Here is a 23,382-nt window from a genome sequence, read left to right as displayed (position 1 = left end):
GCACGCCGTGATGATAATCGCCCATTAATTTGCTCCGGGTGGTGAGTAGGTGCAGGCATGATGACGCCCGGCGCGCCGGGCCGCACGCGGTGGGTGCTGGAAGGCCGACCAGACAACAGACCGGGCCGGATTGGGGATTTTTGAGGGAATGACGATCGTTTGCGCCGATCAATAACGCTGCATTGATCTATGCAATCAATTGGACGCCTTAAAGCCGGGCGGGGTAAGGTCTGGAGGTGTCAAGCGCGGCAACATCAGGGAAGCCGCAAACACAAAGCCCGCATTACTGCGGGCTTTTTCATGGGGCTAACGACATCAGTTCGAAAGCGCAGACTTTCGAATGGCACTTTTCCTAAGATTTCTCACTTCAGCATTTTTTGCTTGTTCATACTGCCAAACTGCATTAGTGTCGCCAATAGACGACACATGCCTCTAGTCGTCACATGCAGTAGTTCATGTAGCTATCATCACCAAATTTCGCCCCGCCGTGGGGCATTTTTTTAAGTATTTGTCCTAAATTCGTTTCTTACCGTTCGTAATTACTTGCCATGATTTCAGAACATTCCTAACCTAAAAGAGTTATATGGATTCTCAACCCTCATAACACCCTTTGTAACGCTTGATACACCGGAGACAAACCTTTGCCCGCTTCGGTGGGCTTTTAAAAAATAAGGACGGGAGTGCGGACTCTAAAAATGACATCTGGATTAACGGCCAAATCCGAAAGATCATTGCCTGGAGGCCTTATGAAAACTAATAACCTTACTCATAGTGAGATAAAGAGCTTAGAGGAAATAAGTACAATCCTTGGCAAATGCGTTTTAGAAATACTTGTCAGCCAAAAAAGACTCACCACAGAAAATGTTCTATATCAAATAGTTGCTGAAATGGAAAAAGCAGCTGATAACGATGCGTTTCAATTACACCGCAAAGCCTTAGCCTTTGTGGGTAATATTAAAAACAACCGGGGGAGATTACGATGAAAAATGAGATTGCAACCGCAATTACAATAGGAAGCATACTGCTGTTCGTCATCCTGATTGGCGCTCCCAATGTTGTAACAACCATGGTGCCATGACCATTTTCTGTCAACTACCACAATAAAAGCCCCGCATCGCTGCGGGCTTTTTATTAGACGTTGGGTGCAACAGGCCAATCAATATCCGGCGCATTTTGCGGATTGATGCGGTTCAACTGCACCCGGTAAGTTTTCCAGAGCTTGAGCTGCACGATTTCCTCCTCCATCGCCATCCCTAAATCGACCGCATCCTGCAGCGGCGCAACAGCCTTACCCGCGCTCGCCAGCAATTCATTTTTTCTGGCTTCAGCCCTCGCCATCATTTCTTCGGCGGAATAGATGCGCTGGCTCACCTTCTTACCGTCAAACACCCACTCACCATTAGCCAGACAGCACTTTGGCAGTTTCGTCGGGTTCAGCTCAATAACCGATAAGCCAATCGGCCACAGCATCGACACATCACTGTTAATCGCGCAGATAATGCCGCTTTCGTCATAAACCAGTTTTACGGTGTCCGGCGAAAACATTTTTTGCGCGGCGTACCAGTCAATACCGTTATCATCCTGAAGATAAATCACGTTCTCACCGAGGAATAATTCTTCCGGCGTGTATCTCTTCAAATTCTTAATGTGTTGCATTTTACACCGTTCCAATTGTTGCCCATGTGCCGTTAATCAGTACCTGAACCGCTGAGTAAGCGCCCCAGATTGAGGGGTTGTAGTTTGAGCCGGACATACCCGTATAAACACAGCCCGACGGTAAATCGATGCGCCCGCCGGTATCCGCAATAACCGTGCGCCCGGCCATGCGCACACCCTGAACCAGATTCTGATAGGCCCAGTTCTGCGCATTGTTCTGCGCAGCCGAGATATTTTGATTAAGCCAGTTGCTGAGGTAGCCGCCCCAGCAACTGCCTTGAACGTTGCCGTCTGGGTGCCACGTCGTCCCGCTGGAGGTGGTGATCGCAGGCCATTTACCGCCGATATGAATACCCGACTCAAAAGCGGCGGCGCCGGTTCTGACATCCACAGAAAACGGACGCAGGGCGTTGAATGTGCCGTATTGGTCATTTTCGTTTGTCAGCAGCAGATAAAGCCGGTTGCCGTCATTGCGCCAGAAGGAACCGAACCCGCCGCCGACCATGCGATAATTATCAATATGGGTAGATTGGATCTCCGCGCTGGTCTTTAGCGTCCCGGTTAACTGCCCGCCGGTCTTCGCCAGATAGCGGCCATCTGCTTCGGTTTTATTCCAGGCGTTAACGTCACCGGCCAGCAAATTCACATCAGCGGACAACGGCTTACCGTTCACCTTGATAGAGCGCAGCGCGTATTTCTGCGCGGCCTGCGCATCCGTCAGCGCGCCAACGTCAGCGGCCGTCGGCTTGTAGTGTGTCGTATACACCTGCGCCCAAGCCTTAGCCGTCGCCGGATTATCTTCCCGAGGAGAACGTAGCCAAAACTCCGTATTACCCGAGCCGATCGCAAATTGGACATGCCGGTATTTGTTGAGTTTGAACGTCATCAAATTACCGAGATTCCCTTTAGTCAGTGGATAGCCGACTGATTTATCGCCGAGCTGTTCAAGGGTGAAACCGTCCGGCCGTGTGAGGTCGCTGTCGGCGTTTGTGGCCTGCAAGCTTTCGCTGGGGAAAACCACGCGCGGCAACGCAAGCGCCCCGGTCATGGTGTCGCCCGCCCGTTTCACATAGCGCCCGTCGGCTTCGGTTTTATTCCATGCGTTGACATCACCGGCCAACAGATTGACATCCCCGCTCAACGGTTTGCCGTTCACCTTGATAGAACGCAGCGCGTATTTCTGCATAGCTTGCGCATCCGTCAACGCGCCTGTTTCTTGCGCGGTAGGCGGTTTCGCCGTCGTATAAATACGTGGGTTTGCCCCCTGATTAGGCTCAGTTCCCCAATGCAACTCGTTATCCATCCCCAAACCAAGACGCATCAGTGCCTTCCCGGCGACTTGGAAACCGATTGATAAATTACTCTGTGCTGAAGGGCGGCTCATGACCAACGGCGTATGCTGGTTTCCCTCAATATTCAGTGAATCCCCATCAGTTTCAGCGCTACCGGGCTTAATAGCCAGTTTTTTAACCGTGCCACCGGACAGCATCAGAAAACGGCCGTCAGCTTCGGTTTTACTCCATGCACCGACATCGGCGGCAGTTGGTTTGTAATCGGTGGTGTAAATCCGTGACCATACCACCCCATTTTCAGGACGGTTAGAACGGCCAATAAAACCATGCCCCAGCCCCGACACGCTGACATAGCCCGTTGAGGGTGCGGCATCGCAAGGCAGGCTCAGCACCCCGGCGGCAATATTTCCAGCGATCGGCGGCTTGTTCTCAGAGGTCGCATTCAGCCGGTAAATTTGCGCAGTGTTGCAATAAGCGTTATCGAAAGCCCGCGCGCCCGCCCCCAGACCAAACGCGCCGACGGCCATCAGTTGTCCGCCTTCTACCCCGACGTTGCGCGTCGCGGCATCACCCAGCGCCAGATTGCCACGCGCGGCGGCCTTGTCGGGCAAGTCGGACAGATTGGCGGCCTTTTTCATGCTGGCATCGTTGACCGCTTTTAACGCTTTGGGCGTGCTGGCTTTCGTTTCGTCGGTGCTGGTCGTTGCGCTGCTCAGTTGCACCAGCCCTTTCGCCGTGGTGCTGGCGTCCGGGTGGTTTCGGGTTTTCTCATGCACGGCGATCGCGTCGGCCACAAAATCCTTGGTCGCCAGTACGGTGTCGCCACCGGCGATCACCTGAATCGCCTCGGTGCTGCTGACAATCAGGATCATGCGCAGCGTCTGCGTGCGGCCGCTGCCCTCTTCAAGCTTCGGCTTGTAACTCTCCGCCATGTTGCTGACGGCAATCAGCGTCCCGGCCTCATCATAGAGGCCCATCTCACGCAGCCAGAAGCCGCCGACGTTTGCCGGAATAATCATCTCGGCCAGAATGTGATTTTTCAGCGCCTTATCGATAGTCAGCCCGTTGAGCGCCGCGCGGCATTTCTCGTTGACGAGTTTTGTTTGCGCCGGATTAGGCGTCGGCAGCGTGCCGTTCCCGTCGCCGACGGCCATAGAGACGATTTTCAACTGCGTGCCGCCCGCGCTGGCGGCGGCAATCTTGGCCGCCCCGGCGGTGGTAATAATCGCTTTGTATTTGCTCATAATTTTCTCTTATCCGGGGTAAACGGTAATAACATCGCCATCAATGGCGGCCGCGCCGGTGTAAATCCGGCCGGGAATGTCCTGCAAAATGTTGAGGCCGATCAGGTGGCGACTCAGGGGCTTGGCGTCGGCGATAAGGCGCTCCATTTCCTGATACATTTCCTCGGTGATGCCGGTTTCCAGCACGCCAATATCCAGCCGGAAGGTGCCGGGAGGATCGGCGCCGTCGGTGTGGAACCACTCAATGACATTAATCAGGTAGCCGAGCGGCTCCACCACGCGGCGCACGGCGCCGATGGTGCCCTTGTGCCGGTGAATGTAGAACGCAGCCGAAACCACGCCCCGCTTGACGTCCTCCGGCCACGCCTCATCCCAGCGATCGACAGAGAACGCCCACGCCAGATAGGGCAGCAGATGCACCGGGCAGGTTTTCGGGTTCCACAAATCACGCAGGGGAACCGGCACGCGCTCCAGCTCGGCACACGCGGCGGCGGCGGCAACTTCCAGCGGTGAGGAGCCGACAGGCAATAGACGGTTAGTCATCGGCGCGCCCTGGGGTAATGTTCACACCGGTGCAGTAACCCGCCTGCGTTTTATCCAGCACGATGTCGGCGGCCGGTTGAGCAACTTCAACACGTTCAACACCTTCCACGGTCAGCGCCGCGATGATGCCGGAACGCCGGATACTGCGGCCTAAGCGGCGCATGGTCAGTACATAATTTTGCAAACGTTGTTTCGCCTCCGTGAGGATCGGCGCAACCTCCGGGCCGGGATAGAGAAACAGCGTGGCATCAATGCCATAGCGGGTTATTTTGGCCGCTTGCACGATGACGCGATCGGCGACCGGGCGCACGTCCTCATCATTCAGCGCATCGCGGACAACCTGCAGCAGTTCGGGGCTGGCGGTGCCGTCGCCGTCCCGTGACAACACAGTGACGGTCACGTTAGCCGGTGATGGGCTGATTGCTGTCACATCGGCCACCCGGCCATCGGCCGAGCGGGCGTGAAAACGATAGGAACCGGCAGATCCCGCCGTGCTCATCCCTTCGAAAGCATCCTGCAGGCGCAGGCGGTAGTCTTCATCCGCTTCCATAACTGCCTGTGTCGGCGGAATGGTGCTCTCATCGGCCGGGGCGATCACCAGTCGCGGCGTGTTGAAGTTGGCGCCGAGCTGGTCGAGGTCTTCGCCGGTGGAATATGCCAGCATCACCGCTTTGGCGGCATCATTGACGCGCTGGCGCAGAATCACCTCGCGGTAGGCATTCTCCTGCAGCAACTTAACGATCGGCTCCGACTCCAGCGCCAGCGTGCGCGCGATGGCCTCCCGCTGTTCCTCCGGATAAAGCGAAATCAGCGTAGCCTTTCGCTCTGCCAAAATGTCTTCATAATCCAGCACCTCAACGACAATCGGCGCGGGCAGCTGTGAAAGGTCAATCGTTGCCATGGTTTCAGCTCACAGGAACAGACAGCGACAGCGCGCCGGGGGCATCGGTGCGGGTGCCGGTGATGTCGATCACCATCTTGCCGTCATAGGTGGTATTAAAAGCGATGCCGGTCAGCTTAACGCGCGGCTCCCATGCCAATATCGCGCTGTAGCAGGCGGCCATAATCTGCAGGCGCAGCGCGTCGTTCTGCGGCTGGTCGAGCAGCTCAGAGAGCAACGAGCCATAAGCCCGGCGCATCGGGCGCGAACCCTGCGGCGTGATCAGGATGTCCGCCACGGACTGGCGAATATGCTCGATGTCCGTCAGCGTGTGGCCGGTGCCTCGGTTCATGCCGATATATTTGGCGCTGTTCATGTTGGTTTCCCCGTTTGTCCGCCACCGGTCTGGACGCCGCCGTGGGTGTGCGTATCAACAACAACGCCATTGGATGAGAACGATCCGCCGCTGTGCTCGATGTTCCCGCGCATCGCCCCGCCTTTTTGCACCTCCAGCGTGCCGGTGGTGAGTTTGTTGGTGCAGACCACCTCCGGCGCATCGAGCGTGATTTTGTCAGCCGTAACGATCACCACTTTGGTGCTGGCGGTGATGGACTCCGACGCCTGCACGTCGGCGGTTTTAATCCCTGACACGCTCAGCGCGCCGGTTTCCGGTTCGTACTCGATAACCGCGCCATCAGGGAATGCGATATGCAGCGCATCCGCCGACGCAGACGGGGCCGGGAAGTCGTCAGAGAAAATGCCGCACAGCACAAACGCGGTATCGAGTTCGCCACCCAGCGCAAAGATCAGCACCTGCTCACCGACAGAAGGCGCCGACCAGCTGCGAGTACGCCCGGCGCGACAGGTTAGCCAGTTGAGCCAGTCGGTAAGATTGCCGCCGGTTTCGACGCGGCACAGGCCGTTATCAAGGTCAACGGTGCTCACGGTGCCGATGCGGATCAGGTTGCGCAGCAGGCGCAAAATGTCGTGTTGATTGTTCATGCTGGAAGGATGCCGCCCGGCGCGGGCGGCGACAACGCGATGAGGTTGGAAGATCGGAGGCACAACAGGGGGGTTATTCTGCGATGTGTTCTATCACGGCCGTTTCTATGATTTTGACGTCATCCGGGCCAAATCCCAGCAACGGACGGGCCTCATATTTTACCGCCTCGCTGTGCGGCGTCGGCCGATCGCGCAGGCCGTAATGGTGAACGTTTACCATGCGTTTCACACGCCCGACAAACTCAACCACCGCTGCATCGCTGTTGCCCTGGGCTTTCAGATAGCGGGCCGTGCGCAGTTTGGAGAACATCGCCCGATCGCGAAGGCGCTTTTTGTTGCGAAGCCGCGTTTTGCGCGGCGCGTAGGGTGTGCCGTCCGGCGCCTGCTGGCGTTTGATGTGTTGCTGTTGACCGGCGCGCAGGCGCTTTGACACGGCAACAGCCAGCGACTTACGCGACTGCGGCGACAGCTTGGCAATCAGCCCGGCCAGCCGGGTGTCAAAGGGGTTAAGCTCGCTCATTCCATTCACTCACTAATTCGCCGTGAACAAAGAGCTGCATCGGCCGCGTGATGTCCTCCGGTAACGGCGGCTCCGGCAGGTGCTTAACGTGTAGTGCGCCGTTCTGTTCGCTGACCACGACACGCTCGGTCAGCTGCAGCGATACGCTGAAATCGTAAGAGCCGTTGTTGTTGAAGTCGCTCGCGAAGGTGATCCCGGTGCGACGTTTCTCCTCCGTTGCCATGATGTCCGGCTGGTTTTCCCGTAGCCATGCCTGAATCGGCACCATGATTAAATCCAGATCGCCGGTGTAGTCCAAAAACAGCAGGTTCAGCGTATAGCGGTACTCATGGGACAGCGAGACGGCAAGCGTGGCGGCCACATTGCCGCGATCTACCCGAACTTGCAGGTTTTCAGGGTTGCGCTGTAGCCACGGCAGGCAGCGTGTCAGCTCAGCGCGGAGCTGTTGCGGTTTTAACATCGTGGTGTTCCTGACAGTGTTTTATCGTTTCGACCTGCACCGCGCAGGCCGCCAAGGCGTTTTCAAGCTGGCGAATATCGGCGCTCAGATCGCCATTAGTCGCCGGGTGGCTGGCCGGGATTTGGCACGGACTCACTTTCGGACAGCCAACGTAGATAATCCGCGGCGCCGGTGAAGCCGGGGCGCTGGTGCAGCCGGGCAACGTCAGCAGGCAAAGCAGTGTTAAACCAGTCCCGTAATTGCTGATTTTCATTGAGTAACCTCTGTATTTTCTGCTCACGCGTCAGCGCCAGCCGGTGCGCGGCGTTTAGGTCGCCCCTTAACTTTTCCTCTTCCTGCGCCAGCACACCTACCGCCGCCTGCAACGTGTCGATCGCCGCGCGGGTATCGGTCAGCGCCGCCGCAATCCGGCCGTTCTCCTGCCGGGCGCTTTCCAGCCGTTCACCCAACGTGACAACCTGCCATTTCATCCAACCGGCGACGATCAGCGCCAGCACCAGAAACCACCCGATCACGCGGCTCATGGCGCGGCCCCGATCAGGCAGTGGGCCAGCTCCGCCGCCCGGCGCCGTTCCAGTCCCGGCGATTTGACGCCGTTGACGAACACCCAGCGCGGCAACTGTTGGCAGGCGCTGCGCCAGTCCTGCCGCTTGATGAAACCGGCCAGCGTAGAGCCGCAGGCGGCCGTAACGCCGACGTTAAAGGCAAAGGACACCACCGCGTCATAAACCGGCGGCGGCATCGTGACAGGCAAACAGCGGCCTATGCCGCGCTCCACACGATATACGTCGGCAACGAGGTTAACGGCAGCTTGGCGCTCGCTGATAACCGCGCCGGGCTTTACCCCGGCCGTGTGGCCAATGCCGCTTGTCCAGACGCCCGCTTGGCATTGGTAAGGCGATAAGCGGCAACCTTCAAAATCGGCAAGCAGGCGCAACCCGGTCTCAGAGATCTGCAGCGCGCTGAATTGCGGCAGCAGCACCGCCAGCGCCAGCACGGCGGCCACGCTGCAGCGTTTAGCGATTGAGTTCATCGTAAACCCTCCGGCTGACGCCCAACTTGTTCAACAGCTGGTAGCTTTTGCGGCGGTAGTACCAGTTAACGAGGAACGTCCCAACGCCAACGGCGGCGCCGACCATAAAGGCGATATCCTGAGGACTGTATCGGCCAATCCAAGCGAGAAAGGCCGCTACGGTATAGGCCACCCACGACGTAATTTTCTCCATTGCTAATCCCATAAATTGACGGTTTCACGCTGCGGCGCGGCGGTCACGTCCGGCAGCTCGACCGGGTGGCCGTGGGGCAATATTGCCCCGGCAGCGGCCAGCCCTTCATTTAGCGAATAGACCTGCTCAACCACGCCCTGCGTGCGCCCGTAGTAGCGCCAGCAAATCGCGTCAACGGTGTCGCCCTGCAGGGCGTAGACTCTCATCAGAGCAGCCCGATGATGCAGTGGCTACGCTCGGCCACGTTACTGATCGCGTTGCGGGCGTTGCGCCACAGCTCGCCGATCGAGGCTTCAACCACATCAGCCTTGCGGCCGCCGGTGGCGGTGGTGTCGAAACTGCGGTATTGCTCCGAGAGCTTCGCCATGGTCATCGCGCTAACGGCATTGCGGTATTCGCTCACCCGCACGCTTTCGCCGTCGAGCTGTTCGCCCGGCACATCCTCAAGCCGCTGATAGCCGTCGGCCATCTGGTCGCGGCGGAAGGTGAACAATTCAGCGTTGACCTCCGCGATCGCGCTTTTAATTGCCAGCCGCAGGCGCGGGGCGGTGATGGTGCCTTCAATGCGCATCACGTCGCGCACGTCCGCCGGGTCAATGTCCGGCCAGAAAAAGACGTTTTTAACGATCGGCTCATCCTCCGGGCGCGGTGCTGGCGCGTCCGGGCGTGGCCGCTTAATCACAACGGTGCTCATATGACCTCAGAAAGTTAGGGGGCGGTGGACGACGGCGTTGACGAGGTAAAACCTGTCGCGGCCGTCGTGCCGCCCGGCGCGGGGCGCGTTCTGTCAGCGGCTGGCGGCGGTGCGTATTGCCCGCTCCAGCCGTTCAATGTCTTTTTTCACGCCGCAGCCGTTATGCAACTGCAGCGCACGCTTAAGGTGGTTCAATGCCAGTTCAGCCCTGCCCGCCGCGCGCAAGACGTACCCGGTGATTTTGTGCAGCTTGGCGCGCACTTGGTCGGGCATGTCTTCTGCGTCGGTGAGTTCCATCGTCTGCGTGAGGTGGTCAATGTTGACCGGCTCCCCGGCCTCAAAGGCGCGGGTGGCAGACTCGGCGACGTCTTCTGCGATGAGGTATGGCGTGGAGCGTGCGAAATTGCCCGGCGGCGCCAGCTGATAGCACAGCGCATAGCGGGCGATGTCCAGCGCGCCGGGAATATCCCCGGCATCCAGACGCCAGATCATGACCGTCATCAGAATGGCGTCCTGCGCGCCGCGACCTTCGGCCAGCACACCGGCAACCCAGGGGGCATAGTCCGGCAGCAGTTGGCGCTTGAGTTCGGCCTTACGCTCTTGTGAGCGCACCTGTTTGAGCTTTCGCTTATCTTCATTGAGTTTAAGCATCATCCGTTCATAGCCGTTGGCGTGGCGCAGCGGGTCATTCTCCCGCTGCGCGGCCTCAACCGCTGACTGGCGCATAAGGTGACGGCGGGCGGGGCTGGTCATGGTTATTTACCGCCTTTCGCTTTGTCGTCTGCCGGTGCTTCCTCCGGGGCTTTCACCTCGGTATCAGCGGCAGGCTCCGCTGGTGCGGCGGCTACTTTGACCGCCTTAACAATGGCCTCGGCCAGCTCGGCGATTTCATCTTTTTTTGGTTCCGTCGGTAACAGCTTAATGTTCTCCACCAGACAGCCGCAGGCGTAATCCTCCACCACATAATCCTCGTTGATGGATTCATAGTTTTCGATGCGGTCACGCTTCGAGTTTTCCACCATATGGCGGCGGTGCGTGTCCTCCTGCCAGTAGATCGACAGGTTATCCATGCGCGTAATCAGCAGCGCATCCGCCGGGAAGTACGGCACACGCACAGCAGGCAGGTTGCCGATGCGCTTCTGGCTGATAATCAGATCGGCGGCCAGCGCTTCGGTGTTGGGCTGTTCCTGATTGACCAGAGGAAAATACTTGTCGGCCAGCAGCTGGCGACCGCAGATCACCACCAGTTCCGGGTCTTCCTGATACCACGGTGCAATCAGGGTATTGGTGGCATCCATCACCAGCGCGTCGAGGTTGGCGTAATCGCCACCGGCGCCCACGCGGACTTTTTCAGACACCACGCTGCCGTCCTCCGCCACGACTTTATTCATCACGCTGCCCGGCGCATTCTCGCGGTACTTCTGCAACCAGCCCGGCCCGATGTCTTGCAACAGCGGGAATTTAACGCGGTTGGAGGTTTTGGCGCGGTGCGTACCGTTAAAGCCGATCATGATGCGGTCAAGCGCCTGACGTTCAACAATTGCATCGCGTAAACGGGTCTGGAAATCCTGATAACGGGCCCACAGGTCAAGGGTGTTGTAGCGGATGTGGAAATCGTAATTCACCTGCTGGCAGAAATAGCCTTCTGCATCCAGCGAGGCGAAGTCGGCCGTTTCGCGTTCATCGCCGCCGGCGGTGTCGGTGGTGCTGGCGATGGAGCCGCTCACACCTAAACCGACTTTCTCTCCCTTCATTTCCTTAACCGGCACGATATTGATGCGGGTCAGGAACGTTGAGGAATCCTGTACGCGGGTCATGATGGTTTGCGTGACGGACGGCTCAACGCTGAATTTTTTATCCAGATCGCCGGTTGCTACGCCATTCAGTTCGGCGAGGCGAGACAGAAAAGCATTAAATTTAAAACGAGTTTGCTTGCGCATTTTTCTTCCTGTTTTTGTTCGGTTTTATCGGGTGTGACTGCCTTAGCAGTCGGTCAGCACGTCTTGCGCGCTGTTGCCGCCAGTGGCATCCGGGCGCGCCTGCTGGCTGAAATCTTCCGAGGTGGAAAGCTGGGCTTGCAGCGCGCTGAACGCATCACTGCCGGTTTTTACCTGTTGCTTGAGGTCGGCAACCTGCTCGCTCAATACGGCTAACGTCTCGGTAAAGCGGGTGTCCGCTTCCTGTAACTGCTCGGCCACGGTCATCACGGCGCCTTCCATCTCGCCAAAGCGCACATCATCGGTGGCCTGCTTGCGGCCAAACATCGCTTTGATGCGGGCAGAGAATGAGGTTTCCGGGTCAGCGACCGGCTCAAAATCGAAACAGACTTCCAGCGGCGCGGAGAACTCGACGTTTTCGTGGCGGCGGCTGAACTCCAGCATGTCAGTGCCAAGGCTCGCCGGATCATCGGTGACGGCCAGTCCGACCAGATAAGACTTGCCGGTTTTGGCGAAATCGCGGCGGATCTCCATCGAGGTGAAAACCTTTTGGCCCGCGCCAACCATCGACACCAGATCGTCGGTCGGGGCCAGACTGGCATACAGCGCCCACTTGCCGTGTAACAGCGGTTCGTCCGGCTCGTCGATTTTCTCGGCCTTCAGCTCAACCACGCCGCCGTAACGACGAAAATAGCCGTCCGGCAAAATCCCCTTGATGTGCTCCATATTGATGCGGGCGCCGTACACCTTCGGGCTGTAGGTCGCGGCCATCTGCTGAATATCCGCAGCGCCGATCTCGCGGCCGTCAACGGTGTCGCCTTCAACGCCGATGCGGAAAAACTTAGTAACTTTCTTTGCCATGTAAACGGCTCCGGTTGTGGTGATTGGGTTCGGGGCTAGTTTCGGGGGAATGGCGCCGCGTCTCAACGCGTTGCGGTTGGAAGATCTGAGGCACAACAAGGGCTTAATGCGAGTCGCCCGGCGCTTTCGTAGCCTTGGCGTCATGAATACGACACCGGCAACAACCATCATCAGCGATCCGCGCCGCCAAGCTGCCCTGCTCTACTGGCAGGGCTTCTCTGTGCGCCAAATTGCGGAAACGCTGAACCTCAAGGGGCCGACCGTGCAGAGCTGGAAACTGCGCGATAAATGGGACGACATCGCGCCCATTTCCCGCGTGGAGCAAAGCATGGAAGCGCGGTTGATTCAGCTCATCATGAAAGACTTCAAGGAGGGGAAAGACTTCAAAGAAATCGACCTGTTAGGCCGCCAGATTGAACGGCTGGCGCGGGTCAATCGCTATTCGGCGACCGGCAACGAGGCGGACTTAAACCCGAACGTCGCCAACCGCAACAAAGGCGAGCGCAAGCCCGCCGAGCGCAACGTGTTCAGCGAGGCCGCCGTGGAGAAGCTGCAAAGCATTTTCACAGAAACTACCTTCGAGTATCAGATGGGATGGTATCGCGCCGGGCTGCAACACCGTATCCGCAACATCCTGAAATCGCGCCAGATCGGCGCCACATTCTTCTTTGCCCGCGAAGCATTACTCGATGCGCTGACCACCGGCCGCAATCAGATTTTCCTGTCAGCCAGTAAGGCGCAGGCGCACGTATTCCGCAATTACATCATTGATTTTGCGCGGCTTGTCGAGGTTGACCTGAAAGGCGATCCGATGGTGCTGCCGAACGGCGCCCGCCTAATGTTCCTCGGCACCAACGTGCGAACCGCGCAGAGCTACACCGGCAATCTGTATCTGGATGAGTATTTCTGGATCCCGAAATTCCAGGAGCTGCGGAAAGTCGCCAGCGGGATGTCGCTGCATAAGCGGTGGCGCACCACCTACTTTTCCACACCGTCGAGTCTGGCGCACTCCGCTTATCCGTTCTGGTCGGGGGAACTCTTTAACAAAGGCCGCCGCAGCAAAGCCGATCACGTTCAGCTCGACCTCAGCCACAGCCACCTGTCAAAAGGCGTGCTGTGCGGCGATGGGCAATGGCGCCAGATTGTCACGGTTGAGGATGCGCTGACCGGCGGATGTAACCTGTTCGACCTCGATCAGCTGTCGCTCGAATACAGCCCGGCTGAGTATCAGAACCTGCTGATGTGTGAATTTGTGGACGATACCGCGTCGGTATTCCCGTTCGCCGAGCTACAAGGCTGCATGGTCGATACGCTGGAAGAGTGGGAGGACTTCAACCCATACGCCGTGCGGCCGTTCGGTTATCGCCCGGTGTGGATCGGCTACGACCCATCGGAAGCCAACGGCGGCGACAGCGCCGGGTGCGCGGTGATCGCGCCGCCAATGGTGGCCGGGGGCAAGTTCCGCGTACTCGAGCGCCACCAGTGGCAGGGAATGAACTTTGCCGATCAGGCCCAGAAGATTAAAGACCTTACCGAAAAATACTGCGTGGAATACATCGGCATCGATGCGACCACCGTCGGCCAAGGTGTTTTCCAGCTGGTGCGCGAGTTCTTCCCGGCCGCGCGGGAGATCAAATATACCCCGGAAATCAAAACCGCCATGGTGCTGAAGGCAAAAGACACCATCGGGCGAGGCTGTCTGGAATACGACACCAGCCACACCGACATCACCGCCGCCTTTATGGCGATCCGCAAAACCATGACCGCCAGCGGTGCGCGCTCCACCTACACCGCCAGCCGCAGCGAAGAAGCCAGCCACGCCGATGTCGCGTGGGCAATCATGCACGCCCTCTTAAACGAACCGCTGACCGCAGGCAGCGGCCACAGCAGCCCGAACATTTTGGAGTTTTACTGATGAGTAAGCGCAAAGGCCGCAAGGCATCTATCCCCCCGGCACCAGCCCAGCCAGCAGAGCAGAAGCAGGATTTTGAGGCGTTCACCTTTGGCGAGCCGTCGGCTGTGCTGGATAAACGGGAAATTCTGGATTACATCGAATGCACGACCAATGGCAAGTGGTACGAGCCGCCAATCAGCTTCGATGGACTGGCACGCAGCGTGCGCGCCGCCGTGCATCACAGCTCGCCGATGTACGTTAAGCGCAACATTTTGGCGTCTACGTTCATTCCACATCCACTATTAAGCCAGCAGGAATTTAGCCGCTATGCGCTGGATTATCTGGTGTTCGGCAACGCCTATTTAGAAGAGCGTCAAAACCGCCTCGGTGCGCCGCTGCAACTGAAATCCTCCCCGGCCAAGTACACGCGGCGCGGCGTGGAGCGCGGCGCTTACTGGTTTGTGCAGGACTGGAAAGAGGCGCACCGCTTCAAGACCGACAGCGTTTTCCACCTGATTGAGCCGGACATCAATCAGGAGCTGTACGGCCTGCCGGAGTACCTCAGCGCGCTAAACTCCGCTTGGCTGAATGAGTCAGCGACATTATTCCGTCGCCGATATTTTGAAAACGGCTGTCATGCCGGTTATATCCTGTATATGACAGATGCGGCACAAAGTACGACTGACGTTGACAGAATGCGCAAGGCCATGCAAACCACCAAAGGTCTGAACAATTTCCGTAACCTGTTTATGTACGCACCGAACGGAAAACCCGACGGAATTAAAATTGTGCCATTGTCAGAGGTCGCCACTAAAGACGACTTTTTCAACATCAAGAACGCCAGCCGCGACGATCTGCTGAGCGCACACCGCGTACCGCCGCAGATGATGGGGATTATCCCGAATAATACCGGCGGCTTCGGGGATGTGAAAAAGGCCGCTCAGGTGTTTGTACGCAACGAGTTAACACCGCTGCAAGAGCGCATGAAGGAAGTGAACGAATGGATCGGGGAAGAGGTGATTAGATTCGCGCCGTATAACTTGCCGACCGAATAAACAAAAGCCGCCAGTAATTGGCGGCTTTTTTTAAATCTGGTGTCGTTGTTCTCTTCTCTCTTTAGCCAACCTCAATTTTTCTTTTTCTGTATAGAGTCTTTCGAAAAGTGTTTCAGAAAAATCTTGCAAATCTAAAGCTGCCGTTTTATCTAAAGCGCCCTGGTGAGCGCCATCATTTCCATCATCCTTAACACATTCAGCGAGTTCTTTTAAGGAGTCTGGCAATAAACCATTTTTGAACAACCACTGCATCCTTAAACCCAAACTTCTTCTTGTTGAATTATTTAAGCCAATAGCCTCACCTTCTGGTAACAGAGACTTAGTAGCGAAATCTAAACACAAGCGAAACATCGTAGCAGCGGCATTATAGCAACCAATACTCATACACTTTGCCCCTTCAATAAATGCTGCTTCGATATCAGGGGGTAAAAATTCCGGTGGTCTTTTATAAATGTAATCTGCAGAAGTTGAATAACCCAGCACTGTTATGTGATTGTCAATCATCCCAGCCTTTTTTATCACCTCATCAGATGATAATTGCCGAGAAAATAAATCATTTCTCAAGCGAATATTTAGCACAACAGCAGAATGACAAACGCCACACTCACAAAAATAATCATACTTATTATATTGATCAGGTATTGTTCTATCAGGAATAATTCCGCGAATTCTAAAAGTTACCCTTTGAACGCCGCATCTCGGACATTCATAAACCAGCTCAGCCATATGCAAAATCCCCCAAGTTTTTAAGTCGGAATATTACTCCGACTAGCTATTATATTAAGAGTGCTTCTCGATAACTAGATCGACACCCTCATTTAGCAGTTCATTAATCGATTGCCCGGTGGCCTGTGTGGCAAGGGCTAACGCCTGATGCAGTTCCGGCGGCAGGTGGGTGGTTACTTTGCCGCTGTACGCTTTGTAAGGCTCGATGCCGTCTTTTTGGCACTGATCGAGAAAGACCGCGAGTGAGATCGCGCCTTCTTTCTTCAGCTCGTCCACGTTGTAGGCGTAGAAGTCTGCACCGCCGTTCAACCCGAGAAACTCGCCCCGGAACATTTCAATTTCAGGGTCGAAGTTGATGACGGCCGTATGGCCGTCAATTTTCAGTGTATTGTTCATCATGCTTTTATTCCTAAGCTATCCAACCAGATCCGAATGGAGTTAACCTCCCCCGTTGTCAGTGCTAGGTCTGGGGGGCCGGTGAAAAACTCTTTTTCCACCTTTCAACAGCACCGAGATCCTAAAACCTTCCCTTTCGTGAATCTCCGCCCCTAGTGCGTTAAAAATCGCCTCAATATCAGGCCACTTTTTAGAAGCGTTGACAGGCCGGGAAAACATATTTGACAGCGTTTTTTGGTGTCGTTTGTTCATTAGATTTATAGTATCACTTATGGCACCATTACAAGAATGCTATGGTGTCATTTTTTAGTGTCATAGTTCGGCGACGTAATGCGTTGAACGGTGAACGCCTGAGAGCGGCAACATAGCGTCACGACATCAAACCCTATCCTCGTGCAAATATTGCGATAAATCGCCGTGACGGGTTGCTAGCGGCCATTTTAAAAGTGGTTCAACACGGCTTGCGCGCAATGCTATCCCCGCCTCGCCTGCCCGCTTCACGTGTCGCTTTTAATGCACTTGCATGATCAGGCACGATCCGCGCCAGTGCTGGCGCTGTGGGGATAAAACTCACACCGGATCATCATGCAAATTCATGCATCTAATGCATGCATAGGGTATTTAGCTTAGACTTGAGCTAGCAGCACACAATCAAATCTAAAAGTCCGCTCTGAGCGAAGAGCTGACGTTGACCGCTGCCCAAGTATTAGTGGAAACGTAGAGAAAGCTGCTGAACTGCTCTGCGCGTTACTTTACCAGCAGAAAAGATTTACTGTTTCCATTGCTTTAGTTTAGGCGTGGAATTAGGATGAGGCATTAATATTTTGAAAGGACCATAATTAATGTTAGAGACTAATCGTCTGATCCTCCGACAATGGAAAGTAAGTGATTTAGAGCCATTTGCTAAACTAAATGCTGACCCAGAAGTTATGAAGTATTTCCCTGCAACCTTGAGTTACGAGGAAAGTGATAAGTTAGCTTGGCGCTTTAAAGAGGATATTGAACTAAATCACGGATGGGGGATTTGGGCTACTGAGTTAAAAGCAACTAATGAGTTTGTTGGATTTGTTGGTTTGGCCCATCAACCAGACCGTTTCGATTTTTCACCTTGCACAGAAATCGGCTGGCGGTTAAGTAAAAATTTCTGGCATAAAGGGATTGCAAAAGAAGCGGCTGAGGCTGCTCTCGCTTACGCATTTAATATGCTGAAACTCGACGAGGTTGTTTCATTCACCTCGATTCATAACTCTCCATCGGAGAATTTGATGAAACGGCTAGGAATGCATAAGCAGGGACATTTTTTCCATCCCGCCTTGAATCAAAGTGATCCCCTGTCCGAACATGTTCTGTATAAAGTTTCGAATGTGAATGTTTCTCTTTGATGAAAAAGAGGGGGCTCTGTCCCACACATTCGTTAATGGAACTAACGAATGTGTGGGAGTGCTGGCACTTTCTCTTGGGTTCCTAGGTAAAAGGTAAAAATACCCCGACTACGCCTGGCACGGAGTGATCGGATCGACGATCAAGGGCAGCTATGAGCGAGGAGCGGACATCTTAAGCTGGTTGATTTTTATTCTCCTACCTCTATGTAACCATGTTATATGGCTACACTTATACAGAAGTAAGGATTAGTCTTTTCCCGGACCATAATTAAATTTTGTACCTTTTCCAATGGCGTAAAACTGTCCGCCAGCCACGTAATGGACAGTACGTAATTCATCAGGCGCATCATCAAAAATCCAGTGCCCATTCCTGAAAACGCGGTCATCACTCCATGCTCCGACAATTTCACCCATGAACAAGTTGTGCTGCTTTTCATTTTCTTCATTGGGTATAACCTTACAGACTAGCCAGCCAGCGCAACCTTCAACTAAAGGCAGATCGAACTCTTTCTGATAAAAAAGTGGGATTTTACTATTTTTATCGGGTGTGTCAGAATAACTGTGACCGCCCGCATATAAAACCATTTCCATCTGATTTACTACTGGGATCTGGACAACGTAATATCCACTTCTTTCGACAAGACCGCGTGTAAATGCCTGTGGGCCTATAAAGGCCATCACTTTGTTATTGCCTACTAATCCCACCCAGGCAGCTGCCATGACATTTTCAATACCATTATTTTTAGCCGATATCATCGTCGTTGGCCCGACCTGCAATAAACGATAGGCTTTGTTTAATTCTACGGGTTGTATTGCCATAAGTTACTCTTCTAAGTTCTGATAAAAAGATACGATAGGTTACTTGTTTGATAATTTGATTATATGTCTGGAATAATTGCAAATTAATTGCTAATATCAAAAAACATTATTGCAACTTTCACAACAATCATGAACAAACTTGATGCTCTGAAGTTTTTTATCATCGCCGCTGAGACCCTCAACTTCCGCGAAGCCTCTATAAAGCTTTCGGTTTCACCATCGGTTGTAACACGAACAATCGCTGAGCTGGAGAAACAGCTTGATGAACCTCTTTTCAGACGCAATACTCGCTCGATCTTTCTCACAAGTTTTGGCGAGCATTTTTTACCTCAAGCCAGGCGACTGCTAGAGGATTCGGAAAAACTATTTCAGACGGCGAAAGATGATAATGAAATGAAGGGCATTGTCCGTATCACGTCGCTTCGATTTCCAAAGCATGAACAAGTGTTATATGAACTATTGACTGCGCTACGCCCATATCCTGAATTATTTATCGACTGGCGTTTAGATATAAGGAAACTTGATACTGTCGAGCATCGTATCGATATAGGTATACGCGTCGGACGAGAACCTAATCCAAACTTTATCATTAAAAATATCACGCAGGTGGAACATATTTTGGTTGCATCCCCAGAACTCGTTGCGCGCCTAGGAGCACCAACGGATTTAGAAGATCTTCGGCAACGTTATCCATTCAGCGGTTTACTTAATCCTGAAACGGAAAAAATCTTTGAATTTATGAGTGACGCGGTGAATACTTTTTCTCCTCGTCATATTGAATTTTATACTACGGACCCATACGTAGAAATTCAGGCCGCTTTGGCTGGCAAAACGGTTGTACAGTCCAGCGATTTTATCTGTAGAGAGTACTTAGCAAATGGTCAACTCATAAAACCCCTGCCAGAACTGCGACAGGAGAAATGGCAATTTTATTTATATCGACCTTATCAGACGATTACTCCAAAAAGGGTTACGGTAATTTTTTCACTATTAGAAAAAATTTTACGCAAACATTTCGTATCATAACTAACGTACCGCGCAACGTCCGTTTCTGGCACAGAGCGGCCCCGTTAGGTTAAGCTCTGTGCTGTGACAATATCAGATCAAGTCTGAGCTAATAAAATTTTTAGCCCAGATAAAGATATGTGTTATGCTGATAACGCCCCTCGTCAATCAGCCTGAAAACGTGGCCGGACTGGTGCTTGATGTAGTAATTCGCCTCTTCAGGCGTTAGGTGTGTGCCGAGCCGGTTTGCGGCGTGAATGAAATCAACGGTCTTTATGCGGCGGCCCTTGCCGTTCTCGTTGAAGTTCAGCGCCTCCATAAACGCCCCGGCTAAGTTTAAATCTCGTCTCATACGTCACCTATGGATTAAGAGATCGCGGCAAGCTGCCTGATCACTTCTGCTTTTTCAGGGGCAATGCTGGTTTTCATCTCCCCCGCCAGTTCTGAAATCCATATCAGTGCAATGTCTTTGTCTTTCGCTTGGCTCTCATAACAAACCCCCAGACGGGCGATGAGTTCAATTCTTTCTAAAACAACCACTTCATCCACTGCTTGCACCCTTTCCCTCCGATGCTTAATTACTGTATGCATATACAGTATATGCTTATCGGATTTAATTGAGCAAGAAATTATTGGAAGCCCGCCCAATCGCTAACCGCCGGATAGTGCATTGAAATATCACCAAATTTGACTTTAGCGCCGCGCGCCAGTGCCTCAAGTTCCCAGCGCGTCGGCTCGATGCCGTGTAGTGCCAGCTCTGAGTAAATTTTGGATACGCGATCGCGCTCGGCAGTGGTCAATCTGGCCGATGCAGCAGGCTCTATACGCTTATATGAGTCAATTCCTCTTTGCTGCCTGTTTATCTGCGGGGCATTTGCCCGTAAACGCGTCATAACAGACCGTGCAACGGTCATGTCTTCCCAGTCAATCTGGGTTTCCGGTGCATGTTCCATCACCGCCACGGCCTCTACAGGCCCCCCATCCTGCGCATTTTCGGCGCCACCGCTGCCGACCAACCCACAGTTATTGACAGGACTCCGAGGCGCGCCGGAGGCGCTTTTCAAAGTCAAAGGCTCAACGGCAACAGCTTTCGCGACGATGCGCCATTGCGTGGTGCGGGTTTCATAAACGCGATCGGCGCCGATATGCGGGGCAAAAATCCCCGCGATTTTCTGCACCTCTTCATCATAGGCGTTGCGTTCGTCGGCAACCCGGCGGGCCACACGCACGGTCTGATCATCGCGAGCAACGTTAGGGCCACCCTGCGCCAAAATATAATCGGCAAAAAGACCGGCGTCGGCGGCAGCACGCACCGCTTCCACCCTTTCGTCAAACTCATCGGCCAGACTAACAAAGCGGATCTTGCGACACTCACGCCATGCCCCGCGCGACGGCAGGCCGATAAAGTGAAATTGAGGGATACGCCACGTTGACGCCCAGGCGGTGACGGCGGCAGCTGTATCAGTCAACAGCTCGCCGGTTTCATGATCGCGCTCCCCTTCCAGCGCATAGCCGTCGATGTTTTTTGCAATGTATTTAGCGATATAGCCCGCCGCACCGCCTCTGTTCAGGTGCTTACAGTCAAAACGATTTTTAGCAGCGCCGCGCTCGTCGCCATCTTCAGCCATGGCATAACGGCGCATGATGTCGATCACCGGCTGGCGCTGTTTTTTAGAGGTAAACAGCATCATATGCCAGTGCGGCGTCGCATCATGGTGCGGTTCGACAACGCGCACGCCGTAGACCTGCAGGCCCGCATCTTTAAACGCCGTGCGGATCTTGCTAAACAGCTTCACAAGATAGCGCTGGCCGTCTTTTGGCGTGTAGGCTTCATCGTCCCACTTATGGTTAAAATGCACCTTTGGGCTGTTCTTGCCGACGGCGCGCGTCGGGTGATATTTAGATGGGGTGGTGAGGGTGATAAACATCCCTTTATCACCACGGATAGCGGCGGCCTGCTCAACACCGGCAATCATCGTCATTAACTCCTTGCGACGGATTTCCGGGTTAGAGATGCTCGCCATCACCTTGTCGATGAGGCTGAAGCGTTCGCCGGTTTCGACGTTCTCAAGTTCGCGGCTGTTCATATAATCAAAATTGGACTGTCGGCGCGCTTTCACATCGCGGATTGCCTGCCGACTGGCGTAGGACGATGCCCCACGGTTCACATTGCCGACGGCGATCAACAACGCCTCGCGCCATTGCGTGCGCTGGGCTTTCAACTGGCGCTCCCACCACTCGGAATTAACCAACCGTGACAAACTGGCAATCGCTGACCGGGCATCCAGTTTGCCTTTCCGGTATTTGCGCCAGTGCATCGGGGTGATGTTAAAAGCGCGCGCAATATCGGCAATGCGGCCATAAAATTCTGATTGGGTGGCATCTTCGAAAAGCCCGGCATTGTCGCCGCCGTTCTCCGCCACAAACTCATCGCAGTAATCTTCGTAACTCTGCAGAAGCTGACCGGCCACCCGATCAGCAAGGCGGCGTAACTCTTTATCATCCATACCGGGCAGAGCTGCGAAGTTTTCGACTTCAGCAGAAAACCGCATTGACGCGGCGAGGTTCATCGCGTTCTTGGCGCTCACCGTTTGCAGGCGCGGCCAGATGCGGCGATCGAACTGGAATACCAGCCATTTGTTGGCGTCGTGAAGCCCTTTGCTCTTTAACAAGTTGGTGTAACGCATCAAGAACATGGCGCTGAGGAAGCGCGGCAGGCGGCGAATATTGGTTAAAACAGCTTGCCCCTGAGCGAGTTCCTCACGGGTAAGCGGTCTTACCGGCCCGGCAACAGGCGGGCGCGGTTCGTTCCATGGGTAAGCGTAGGCGGTAGCCGCTTGGCTCATTGAACTTTCGCCGCCTCACATGCAGCAAAAGCCTCTTGGCACAAATTGCCAATGCGGCCTATCTCCGCGCCCAATGATGCAATGCTATTAACACTGGAATTACGGACGCTGTGATGAATAAGGCCGTTCACAAGCTGGTTAATCGTAGGGTAATAGCCGATCGCCTCGTAACGTTCTTGACCTTCGCTTTTTCCTGTTTTCCCTACCTTCACCGTATTAAGAATGAATTGCAGGTTATCGCTGGTGATAACAAACTCAGAGCCGATTTTAATTTCCATGTTATTTCCTTAATCGTAATTTTGGTTTTCTGGTCTGCGTGCAAATTCTGAATCGCTCAAATCAGCCGCAATAAAATGACCTGCCAGCAACGCCAGCAGGCCGAACAAAATAGAAAACTCCGTCATGCCTTCCCCGCGTAAAGGTGACTTTGCGTCTCGCGGATCTGCTGACAGCTTACGCAGGTATCAACGCCGGGAACGGCTGCGCGACGCGCGGCAGGAATCGGAGCATCACATTCTTCGCAAACAAAGGCAGAAGGCAGCGCTGAGGATTTGCGAGCATTGGTAATCTGCGCCTCCAATACCAGCGCTTGCCGCTCCTGTTCGTAGTCCATCAAGTCGGCCATTAGTGCAGCTCCTGCGCTTGATGCTCGATGGCTTCAGCCTCTTGGCGCAACAGCTCCACAGCCTCGACCGCTGTTAACCCCTCTTGGGTGATGTGAGCCGCCAGCCGAACCAAACGCGCAGCGGCTACCTGAGATTGGTTTTTTCGTTCATCAACACGCGCGCTATCTAACAAGTCTTGAAACTCATTTGTTAAGGCAGAAACCGCGCGGCAAGTACCAGCGACAACACCACGCTGAAAGGCGTTATTTGCCGAGCTGGTTAAAGTTGGAGTAAGAAGCAAAGATTCTTTCATCGTAAATTCCTTATTTCAGACAAAGC

The 23,382-nt window shown here is 54.4% G+C and carries 31 protein-coding genes; 5 read left to right on the top strand and 26 right to left on the bottom strand.

Features of this window, described 5'->3' with window-relative positions:
* Window positions 1-746 precede the first annotated feature (746 nt).
* Complete coding sequence (locus ACJ8IP_RS13865; protein ID WP_154870682.1) at window positions 747-983, top strand: hypothetical protein; 237 nt, start codon at window positions 747-749, stop codon at window positions 981-983.
* Between the two features lie 148 nt (window positions 984-1,131).
* Here ACJ8IP_RS13865 and ACJ8IP_RS13860 read toward each other — a convergent pair whose 3' ends face one another.
* From ACJ8IP_RS13860 to ACJ8IP_RS13780, 17 genes are all read right to left on the bottom strand, one after another.
* The gene (locus ACJ8IP_RS13860) at window positions 1,132-1,656 is read right to left on the bottom strand and encodes a tail fiber assembly protein (protein WP_128868872.1); all 525 of its coding nucleotides are present in this window, start codon (window positions 1,654-1,656) and stop codon (window positions 1,132-1,134) included.
* Window position 1,657: 1 nt separating this feature from the next.
* Window positions 1,658-4,195 (bottom strand): phage tail-collar fiber domain-containing protein, encoded by a 2,538-nt coding sequence (locus ACJ8IP_RS13855; RefSeq protein WP_163965959.1) that lies wholly within the window; start codon window positions 4,193-4,195, stop codon window positions 1,658-1,660.
* Between the two features lie 6 nt (window positions 4,196-4,201).
* Window positions 4,202-4,735, bottom strand: coding sequence for a phage tail protein I (locus ACJ8IP_RS13850; RefSeq protein ID WP_015379109.1), 534 nt, complete (start codon window positions 4,733-4,735; stop codon window positions 4,202-4,204).
* On the bottom strand, window positions 4,728-5,636 hold the full coding sequence (locus ACJ8IP_RS13845) for a baseplate assembly protein (RefSeq protein WP_128868869.1): 909 nt from the start codon (window positions 5,634-5,636) through the stop codon (window positions 4,728-4,730). Before ACJ8IP_RS13845 ends, ACJ8IP_RS13850 begins: the two co-directional genes overlap by 8 nt.
* Window positions 5,637-5,640: 4 nt before the next feature.
* Window positions 5,641-5,991, bottom strand: a complete 351-nt coding sequence (locus tag ACJ8IP_RS13840; RefSeq protein WP_163964850.1) for a GPW/gp25 family protein — start codon at window positions 5,989-5,991, stop codon at window positions 5,641-5,643.
* The gene (locus tag ACJ8IP_RS13835; protein WP_128868868.1) at window positions 5,988-6,617 is read right to left on the bottom strand and encodes a phage baseplate assembly protein V; all 630 of its coding nucleotides are present in this window, start codon (window positions 6,615-6,617) and stop codon (window positions 5,988-5,990) included. The genes ACJ8IP_RS13840 and ACJ8IP_RS13835 overlap by 4 nt, the downstream gene beginning before the upstream one ends.
* Window positions 6,618-6,690: 73 nt before the next feature.
* A complete protein-coding gene (locus tag ACJ8IP_RS13830) occupies window positions 6,691-7,137 on the bottom strand; it encodes a phage virion morphogenesis protein (protein WP_128868867.1) in 447 nt (148 codons plus the stop codon).
* Window positions 7,124-7,597 (bottom strand): phage tail protein, encoded by a 474-nt coding sequence (locus tag ACJ8IP_RS13825; RefSeq protein WP_033639343.1) that lies wholly within the window; start codon window positions 7,595-7,597, stop codon window positions 7,124-7,126. Before ACJ8IP_RS13825 ends, ACJ8IP_RS13830 begins: the two co-directional genes overlap by 14 nt.
* Window positions 7,569-7,799: an Rz1-like lysis system protein LysC gene (gene lysC / locus ACJ8IP_RS13820; protein WP_229601625.1), complete on the bottom strand. Its 231-nt coding sequence runs from the start codon at window positions 7,797-7,799 to the stop codon at window positions 7,569-7,571. Before lysC ends, ACJ8IP_RS13825 begins: the two co-directional genes overlap by 29 nt.
* Window positions 7,693-8,121, bottom strand: a complete 429-nt coding sequence (gene lysB, locus ACJ8IP_RS13815; RefSeq protein WP_128868866.1) for an Rz-like lysis system protein LysB — start codon at window positions 8,119-8,121, stop codon at window positions 7,693-7,695. Before lysB ends, lysC begins: the two co-directional genes overlap by 107 nt.
* Window positions 8,118-8,630 carry a lysozyme gene (locus ACJ8IP_RS13810; protein WP_128868865.1) on the bottom strand — a complete coding sequence of 171 codons (513 nt, stop codon included), beginning with the start codon at window positions 8,628-8,630 and terminating at the stop codon, window positions 8,118-8,120. Before ACJ8IP_RS13810 ends, lysB begins: the two co-directional genes overlap by 4 nt.
* Window positions 8,614-8,823 carry an HP1 family phage holin gene (locus ACJ8IP_RS13805; protein WP_015379117.1) on the bottom strand — a complete coding sequence of 70 codons (210 nt, stop codon included), beginning with the start codon at window positions 8,821-8,823 and terminating at the stop codon, window positions 8,614-8,616. Before ACJ8IP_RS13805 ends, ACJ8IP_RS13810 begins: the two co-directional genes overlap by 17 nt.
* Before the next feature lie 2 nt (window positions 8,824-8,825).
* The gene (locus ACJ8IP_RS13800; protein ID WP_015379118.1) at window positions 8,826-9,029 is read right to left on the bottom strand and encodes a tail protein X; all 204 of its coding nucleotides are present in this window, start codon (window positions 9,027-9,029) and stop codon (window positions 8,826-8,828) included.
* Window positions 9,029-9,517 (bottom strand): head completion/stabilization protein, encoded by a 489-nt coding sequence (locus tag ACJ8IP_RS13795; protein WP_128868864.1) that lies wholly within the window; start codon window positions 9,515-9,517, stop codon window positions 9,029-9,031. Before ACJ8IP_RS13795 ends, ACJ8IP_RS13800 begins: the two co-directional genes overlap by 1 nt.
* A 93-nt stretch (window positions 9,518-9,610) precedes the next feature.
* On the bottom strand, window positions 9,611-10,270 hold the full coding sequence (locus tag ACJ8IP_RS13790) for a terminase endonuclease subunit (protein WP_163964847.1): 660 nt from the start codon (window positions 10,268-10,270) through the stop codon (window positions 9,611-9,613).
* 2 nt (window positions 10,271-10,272) lie between these two features.
* Window positions 10,273-11,457: a phage major capsid protein, P2 family gene (locus ACJ8IP_RS13785; protein WP_128868863.1), complete on the bottom strand. Its 1,185-nt coding sequence runs from the start codon at window positions 11,455-11,457 to the stop codon at window positions 10,273-10,275.
* A 42-nt stretch (window positions 11,458-11,499) separates the two neighbouring features.
* Window positions 11,500-12,315, bottom strand: coding sequence for a GPO family capsid scaffolding protein (locus ACJ8IP_RS13780; RefSeq protein ID WP_128868862.1), 816 nt, complete (start codon window positions 12,313-12,315; stop codon window positions 11,500-11,502).
* Between the two features lie 142 nt (window positions 12,316-12,457).
* Here ACJ8IP_RS13780 and ACJ8IP_RS13775 point away from each other — a divergent pair, with 142 nt between their 5' ends.
* Both ACJ8IP_RS13775 and ACJ8IP_RS13770 read left to right on the top strand, forming a co-directional pair.
* Window positions 12,458-14,230: a terminase ATPase subunit family protein gene (locus ACJ8IP_RS13775; RefSeq protein WP_163964842.1), complete on the top strand. Its 1,773-nt coding sequence runs from the start codon at window positions 12,458-12,460 to the stop codon at window positions 14,228-14,230.
* Entirely contained in the window at window positions 14,230-15,264 is a 1,035-nt protein-coding gene (locus ACJ8IP_RS13770) for a phage portal protein (protein ID WP_163964839.1), read from the top strand. Before ACJ8IP_RS13775 ends, ACJ8IP_RS13770 begins: the two co-directional genes overlap by 1 nt.
* 30 nt (window positions 15,265-15,294) lie before the next feature.
* Here ACJ8IP_RS13770 and ACJ8IP_RS13765 read toward each other — a convergent pair whose 3' ends face one another.
* Together ACJ8IP_RS13765 and ACJ8IP_RS13760 are read right to left on the bottom strand one after the other, a co-directional pair.
* A complete protein-coding gene (locus tag ACJ8IP_RS13765; protein WP_128868861.1) occupies window positions 15,295-15,990 on the bottom strand; it encodes a DUF4145 domain-containing protein in 696 nt (231 codons plus the stop codon).
* 54 nt (window positions 15,991-16,044) lie between these two features.
* Window positions 16,045-16,389: a type II toxin-antitoxin system HicB family antitoxin gene (locus ACJ8IP_RS13760; RefSeq protein ID WP_239058470.1), complete on the bottom strand. Its 345-nt coding sequence runs from the start codon at window positions 16,387-16,389 to the stop codon at window positions 16,045-16,047.
* Window positions 16,390-17,228: 839 nt separating this feature from the next.
* Here ACJ8IP_RS13760 and ACJ8IP_RS13755 point away from each other — a divergent pair.
* Window positions 17,229-17,768 carry a GNAT family N-acetyltransferase gene (locus ACJ8IP_RS13755; RefSeq protein ID WP_128868859.1) on the top strand — a complete coding sequence of 180 codons (540 nt, stop codon included), beginning with the start codon at window positions 17,229-17,231 and terminating at the stop codon, window positions 17,766-17,768.
* 246 nt (window positions 17,769-18,014) lie between these two features.
* Here ACJ8IP_RS13755 and ACJ8IP_RS13750 read toward each other — a convergent pair whose 3' ends face one another.
* Entirely contained in the window at window positions 18,015-18,587 is a 573-nt protein-coding gene (locus ACJ8IP_RS13750; RefSeq protein ID WP_076740403.1) for a flavin reductase family protein, read from the bottom strand.
* A gap of 129 nt (window positions 18,588-18,716) precedes the next feature.
* Here ACJ8IP_RS13750 and ACJ8IP_RS13745 point away from each other — a divergent pair, with 129 nt between their 5' ends.
* Entirely contained in the window at window positions 18,717-19,613 is an 897-nt protein-coding gene (locus ACJ8IP_RS13745; protein ID WP_076740541.1) for a LysR family transcriptional regulator, read from the top strand.
* Window positions 19,614-19,713: 100 nt separating this feature from the next.
* Here ACJ8IP_RS13745 and ACJ8IP_RS13740 read toward each other — a convergent pair whose 3' ends face one another.
* From ACJ8IP_RS13740 to ACJ8IP_RS13715, 6 genes are all read right to left on the bottom strand, one after another.
* Window positions 19,714-19,911, bottom strand: a complete 198-nt coding sequence (locus tag ACJ8IP_RS13740) for a hypothetical protein (RefSeq protein WP_060442994.1) — start codon at window positions 19,909-19,911, stop codon at window positions 19,714-19,716.
* Between the two features lie 47 nt (window positions 19,912-19,958).
* On the bottom strand, window positions 19,959-20,141 hold the full coding sequence (locus tag ACJ8IP_RS13735) for a hypothetical protein (protein WP_102780101.1): 183 nt from the start codon (window positions 20,139-20,141) through the stop codon (window positions 19,959-19,961).
* Window positions 20,142-20,221: 80 nt separating this feature from the next.
* Complete coding sequence (locus ACJ8IP_RS13730) at window positions 20,222-22,438, bottom strand: replication endonuclease (RefSeq protein WP_163964835.1); 2,217 nt, start codon at window positions 22,436-22,438, stop codon at window positions 20,222-20,224.
* Window positions 22,435-22,716, bottom strand: coding sequence for a DUF5405 family protein (locus tag ACJ8IP_RS13725; RefSeq protein ID WP_117287275.1), 282 nt, complete (start codon window positions 22,714-22,716; stop codon window positions 22,435-22,437). Before ACJ8IP_RS13725 ends, ACJ8IP_RS13730 begins: the two co-directional genes overlap by 4 nt.
* Before the next feature lie 122 nt (window positions 22,717-22,838).
* Window positions 22,839-23,063 carry a TraR/DksA C4-type zinc finger protein gene (locus ACJ8IP_RS13720; RefSeq protein WP_033639330.1) on the bottom strand — a complete coding sequence of 75 codons (225 nt, stop codon included), beginning with the start codon at window positions 23,061-23,063 and terminating at the stop codon, window positions 22,839-22,841.
* The gene (locus ACJ8IP_RS13715; RefSeq protein WP_033649030.1) at window positions 23,063-23,356 is read right to left on the bottom strand and encodes a DUF2732 family protein; all 294 of its coding nucleotides are present in this window, start codon (window positions 23,354-23,356) and stop codon (window positions 23,063-23,065) included. Before ACJ8IP_RS13715 ends, ACJ8IP_RS13720 begins: the two co-directional genes overlap by 1 nt.
* Window positions 23,357-23,382 lie beyond the last annotated feature (26 nt).

The organism is Serratia sp. CY52157, assembly GCF_052168495.1.
In the GTDB taxonomy this organism is placed as follows: Bacteria; Pseudomonadota; Gammaproteobacteria; order Enterobacterales; family Enterobacteriaceae; genus Serratia; species Serratia ureilytica.
This window is presented reverse-complemented; position numbering and strand designations above follow the sequence as displayed.

What these genes read in the sequence shown, in the direction of transcription:
- ACJ8IP_RS13860 (WP_128868872.1), bottom strand. Translation starts at nt 1,656, where the DNA reads ATGCAACACATTAAGAATTTGAAGAGATACACGCCGGAAGAATTATTC.
- ACJ8IP_RS13720 (WP_033639330.1), bottom strand. Translation starts at nt 23,063, where the DNA reads ATGGCCGACTTGATGGACTACGAACAGGAGCGGCAAGCGCTGGTATTG.
- ACJ8IP_RS13810 (WP_128868865.1), bottom strand. Translation starts at nt 8,630, where the DNA reads ATGAACTCAATCGCTAAACGCTGCAGCGTGGCCGCCGTGCTGGCGCTG.
- ACJ8IP_RS13825 (WP_033639343.1), bottom strand. Translation starts at nt 7,597, where the DNA reads ATGTTAAAACCGCAACAGCTCCGCGCTGAGCTGACACGCTGCCTGCCG.
- ACJ8IP_RS13755 (WP_128868859.1), top strand. Translation starts at nt 17,229, where the DNA reads ATGTTAGAGACTAATCGTCTGATCCTCCGACAATGGAAAGTAAGTGAT.
- ACJ8IP_RS13730 (WP_163964835.1), bottom strand. Translation starts at nt 22,438, where the DNA reads ATGAGCCAAGCGGCTACCGCCTACGCTTACCCATGGAACGAACCGCGC.
- ACJ8IP_RS13715 (WP_033649030.1), bottom strand. Translation starts at nt 23,356, where the DNA reads ATGAAAGAATCTTTGCTTCTTACTCCAACTTTAACCAGCTCGGCAAAT.
- ACJ8IP_RS13795 (WP_128868864.1), bottom strand. Translation starts at nt 9,517, where the DNA reads ATGAGCACCGTTGTGATTAAGCGGCCACGCCCGGACGCGCCAGCACCG.
- ACJ8IP_RS13865 (WP_154870682.1), top strand. Translation starts at nt 747, where the DNA reads ATGAAAACTAATAACCTTACTCATAGTGAGATAAAGAGCTTAGAGGAA.
- ACJ8IP_RS13725 (WP_117287275.1), bottom strand. Translation starts at nt 22,716, where the DNA reads ATGGAAATTAAAATCGGCTCTGAGTTTGTTATCACCAGCGATAACCTG.
- ACJ8IP_RS13760 (WP_239058470.1), bottom strand. Translation starts at nt 16,389, where the DNA reads ATGATGAACAATACACTGAAAATTGACGGCCATACGGCCGTCATCAAC.
- ACJ8IP_RS13835 (WP_128868868.1), bottom strand. Translation starts at nt 6,617, where the DNA reads ATGAACAATCAACACGACATTTTGCGCCTGCTGCGCAACCTGATCCGC.
- ACJ8IP_RS13765 (WP_128868861.1), bottom strand. Translation starts at nt 15,990, where the DNA reads ATGGCTGAGCTGGTTTATGAATGTCCGAGATGCGGCGTTCAAAGGGTA.
- ACJ8IP_RS13800 (WP_015379118.1), bottom strand. Translation starts at nt 9,029, where the DNA reads ATGAGAGTCTACGCCCTGCAGGGCGACACCGTTGACGCGATTTGCTGG.
- ACJ8IP_RS13845 (WP_128868869.1), bottom strand. Translation starts at nt 5,636, where the DNA reads ATGGCAACGATTGACCTTTCACAGCTGCCCGCGCCGATTGTCGTTGAG.
- ACJ8IP_RS13840 (WP_163964850.1), bottom strand. Translation starts at nt 5,991, where the DNA reads ATGAACAGCGCCAAATATATCGGCATGAACCGAGGCACCGGCCACACG.
- lysB (WP_128868866.1), bottom strand. Translation starts at nt 8,121, where the DNA reads ATGAGCCGCGTGATCGGGTGGTTTCTGGTGCTGGCGCTGATCGTCGCC.
- ACJ8IP_RS13775 (WP_163964842.1), top strand. Translation starts at nt 12,458, where the DNA reads ATGAATACGACACCGGCAACAACCATCATCAGCGATCCGCGCCGCCAA.
- ACJ8IP_RS13850 (WP_015379109.1), bottom strand. Translation starts at nt 4,735, where the DNA reads ATGACTAACCGTCTATTGCCTGTCGGCTCCTCACCGCTGGAAGTTGCC.
- ACJ8IP_RS13805 (WP_015379117.1), bottom strand. Translation starts at nt 8,823, where the DNA reads ATGGAGAAAATTACGTCGTGGGTGGCCTATACCGTAGCGGCCTTTCTC.
- ACJ8IP_RS13830 (WP_128868867.1), bottom strand. Translation starts at nt 7,137, where the DNA reads ATGAGCGAGCTTAACCCCTTTGACACCCGGCTGGCCGGGCTGATTGCC.
- ACJ8IP_RS13740 (WP_060442994.1), bottom strand. Translation starts at nt 19,911, where the DNA reads ATGGAGGCGCTGAACTTCAACGAGAACGGCAAGGGCCGCCGCATAAAG.
- ACJ8IP_RS13785 (WP_128868863.1), bottom strand. Translation starts at nt 11,457, where the DNA reads ATGCGCAAGCAAACTCGTTTTAAATTTAATGCTTTTCTGTCTCGCCTC.
- ACJ8IP_RS13745 (WP_076740541.1), top strand. Translation starts at nt 18,717, where the DNA reads ATGAACAAACTTGATGCTCTGAAGTTTTTTATCATCGCCGCTGAGACC.
- ACJ8IP_RS13770 (WP_163964839.1), top strand. Translation starts at nt 14,230, where the DNA reads ATGAGTAAGCGCAAAGGCCGCAAGGCATCTATCCCCCCGGCACCAGCC.
- ACJ8IP_RS13750 (WP_076740403.1), bottom strand. Translation starts at nt 18,587, where the DNA reads ATGGCAATACAACCCGTAGAATTAAACAAAGCCTATCGTTTATTGCAG.
- ACJ8IP_RS13790 (WP_163964847.1), bottom strand. Translation starts at nt 10,270, where the DNA reads ATGACCAGCCCCGCCCGCCGTCACCTTATGCGCCAGTCAGCGGTTGAG.
- ACJ8IP_RS13780 (WP_128868862.1), bottom strand. Translation starts at nt 12,315, where the DNA reads ATGGCAAAGAAAGTTACTAAGTTTTTCCGCATCGGCGTTGAAGGCGAC.